Source organism: Arthrobacter rhamnosi (assembly GCF_054510855.1).
In genome coordinates this window covers 1-2,966 of the sequence record NZ_JBTNDT010000019.1, presented here as the reverse complement: position 1 = coordinate 2,966, position 2,966 = coordinate 1, and the positions used below count along the sequence as shown (strand labels likewise).

2 protein-coding genes are annotated in these 2,966 nt (G+C 62.4%); one reads left to right on the top strand and one right to left on the bottom strand.

The genetic code is table 11. The annotated features are described in order from the left end of the window. Positions 1-571: 571 nt before the first annotated feature. A complete protein-coding gene (locus ACX80I_RS17250) occupies positions 572-1,774 on the bottom strand; it encodes an MFS transporter (protein ID WP_459346328.1) in 1,203 nt (400 codons plus the stop codon). A 68-nt stretch (positions 1,775-1,842) separates the two neighbouring features. Between ACX80I_RS17250 and ACX80I_RS17245 the strand changes: the two genes are divergently transcribed. Further along, entirely contained in the window at positions 1,843-2,430 is a 588-nt protein-coding gene (locus tag ACX80I_RS17245) for a TetR/AcrR family transcriptional regulator (RefSeq protein ID WP_459346327.1), read from the top strand. The last annotated feature ends 536 nt before the right edge of the window (positions 2,431-2,966 follow it).

Genomic DNA, 2,966 nt, shown 5'->3' with positions numbered 1-2,966 from the left:
CCGGAACAACTTCAACTCTGTCAAAAGGGGGGGCGTCACCTACCGGGGCAACCACATAACTATACGACCACCCCACCCCCCACCACAAATCCACCACCACCCCCACCCCACCAAGGCTCGGACACCACCGTTCATAGAGTGCCGAAGGTCCTCCTTCAATGAGCGGTAGCCGCCTGCCGGCGTCCGAGCGCAGCGGCCGGCACCTGTTCCTGGCTGCCCAGGAAAGGGACTCCTCCGGTGTCGCCGCGAGGCGTTCAGCAGGCAGTTCCAGCCGCCGGTTTGGGCCATGCAGTGTCAACGGCGCATAGGGGCACACGGAGGAGCGGCAGCTGTATGCGCCACCGATCGATGACAGTGGACCAGGGTCGGTGTCGCTCGTGAATCGTTCAAGGCCACCAAGCATGCACGTGGATCTGATGCTGCTCATCGTGGTGGCAGCCGAGCTGGACAGGACCTCTCGACGGAGCAGATCTGCAAGCGGATACGCCGCAGGTACCCGGAGGGTGCCTCAGTACAGCTGGGACGCAAGTCGATCCATTGGTCCATTGGAGTACCGAGCTGCGAGCCGCCCCTACCGGTACTTCTGCGGACGATGTTGGCGGTGTTCCATCACGGAAAGGGCAGCATCTCCTGGTTGACCTGCAGGAGCTGTTCGCTGGGCCGTAACTCCGAAGGCACTGATAAGGCAGAGCACTCCGGCAGTGACGAAGGCAAAGATCAGGTTGGTTGTTTCGACGAGGGCACCGGTGACTGTGGATCCGAGGGCCTGGCCGAGAACGAGGCAGGTGAAGAGTATTGAAGTTCCTGCGGCGCTGTTCGCGGCTGTAAATGACGTCCAGATGATGAGCACTGAGCTGGCTGCCGTATAGGCGAGACCGAAGAGCCCTGCTGTAGCGAGGCTTAGCGCGGGAAGAGTCGGCACCAGGGCGAATGCCACTGTAGCCGCCGAGGTCGCACTTACGGTGACGCACCACGTGATTTTGAGGGAGTGCCGGGCGAGCCACGGTGCTAGGAGGACTGCACCGGCGCTACCGGCGCCCAACGCCATCCATACCATCGCGGACGTTTCGGTTGTCATCCCGCCGATGTTCTCGAGGAGAGAACGCCCGTATACCCAGGGGGCGGCGGATCCGATACCGAACACGAAGGCTGCTGCCATTGGCCATCCGAGGCCGCGAATGCTGGATCCTCCGGTGTGGGTTGAGATGTCCTCGCGCCGGGGTACGCCACTAAGTGCTTCGGCGCGGGAGATATCTGCGCGAAGGACGCCGACCATGGCGGTGATTATGATGACCGCGATGAGAATCCAGGCTGCACGCCATGATGCTCCCAGCTGCAGCGCCAGCGCACCAGCGGCGACAACCCCGAACCCGGTGCCCGAATTCACAACCGACTGAAGTCTGTTCTGCCTTGCCGGAGCCGCGTTCCGTTGAACGAGTTCCACCAGCGCGGGCGACGCAAAGCCCGCCCCCATGCCTGCCAATAGGACGCCGCTGCTGAAGGAAATCGTTCCCTGAGCGGCCGCGATGCCCCCACTTCCAAGGCTTGCGGTGCAACCGGCGAGGATCGTGGTGAAACGGGGGTGACGGGGTGCATACCGGAACCCCAGAGCCGCTGAGATGCAGTACGTGACCGACGCCCCTGAAGAAAGAAGACCGGCGATCATTGGGGTCAGTGCGAAGGACACCGAAAATGAAGGAAGGAAGAGCCCGTATCCGAACCGGGCAAGCCCATACGTGGCGGCGATCAGCGCAACGGCGGCTACCGTGAACATTGGCGTAGCTGTCGACGGGACAGCATGTAACGATCGTTTCATTGAAACGAACGTTATATGCTGGATGCATGGTCGCACAACCCGGCGCGCGAGAACGGTTACTTGACGCTGCTGAGCATCTTGCTTTCACCCAGGGCGTCGCGGCGACACCCGTAGATGTCATCCTCAAACAGGCCAACGTCGCGCCGGCTACCCTGTACGCCCATTTCGGGAACAAGGAAGGGCTCATTGTCGAGGCATTGCGACGCCGCCTGACGCGCTGGGACCAGGACTGGCAACTGGAAATCGATGCTGCCACAACAGCTCAGGACAAGCTTCTCGCTGTTTTCCCTGCCTTGATCCGGTATCGATCCGGGCCTGCAACAGCCCGATGGTGCGCATTCCTCGGTGTGGCAGCAGAATCACCCCATCCGAGTCAGCTTCTCGACGAGGCTCTGCGCAGTGATACGGAGCTGCTCATCACCCGTTTTCGAGAGCTCGCCGTCCCCGTTGTAGGTACAGACGGGGCACAAGGTCTTGCCGAACGTCTGGCCCTCATCCTTACCGGCGTGCTGGGGATGATGCTTCGGGCAGCCAATCCAGACAAGGTGATCGCTGATGGCCATGCCACCGCGAAAACCATCATCGAAGCAACCGCGGTTTCTACCACCCCATAAGCGCTGGCGGACAGACTGAATCACACTAACCGCAGTGCGATGACCCCTCGAGCCCACCGCGCGGGCCCCTCCCATCCGAAAGGAGACGGCAGCGGCCGGATTCGTGATTGCCGGGAGATGATCGGCCTTTGACAAGAGAGCTCATGGATCAAAAGGACACCCTGAACGACTGCTCGTCCACGTCAAGGCGCAGGGCGTGAGGCTGGTGGCACTGGCGGGCCGCTGAATCGGCTGACGAAGAATCTCTCCGAGACCACCCCCAGAGGCGGGGATGCGCGAGGAGCTGTGGATGCTGACGACGGGGCCGACGACGGGCCGCCGCCAGCTTGTGTCAGGCCTCGGAGCTCTGGACGAGCGCTCGAGCACGGCGCCTCATTGTGCTTCTCCTCCGGGGCACCCTGGTTAGACCGGATTCCGGGTCCTCGGGTGCCGGTTCGGCGGGGTGGTGTGGTTTAAGTGGGGAAGGCCCCGCACCTGGTGGTGCGGGGCCTTCCCGTTGAATGGTTGTCCGGCGGTGTCCTACTCTCCCACACTCT

Bases quoted from the DNA above. Each gene is read 5' to 3' on its own strand.
- ACX80I_RS17250 (WP_459346328.1), bottom strand. From the start codon at position 1,774: ATGTTCACGGTAGCCGCCGTTGCGCTGATCGCCGCCACGTATGGGCTT.
- ACX80I_RS17245 (WP_459346327.1), top strand. From the start codon at position 1,843: ATGGTCGCACAACCCGGCGCGCGAGAACGGTTACTTGACGCTGCTGAG.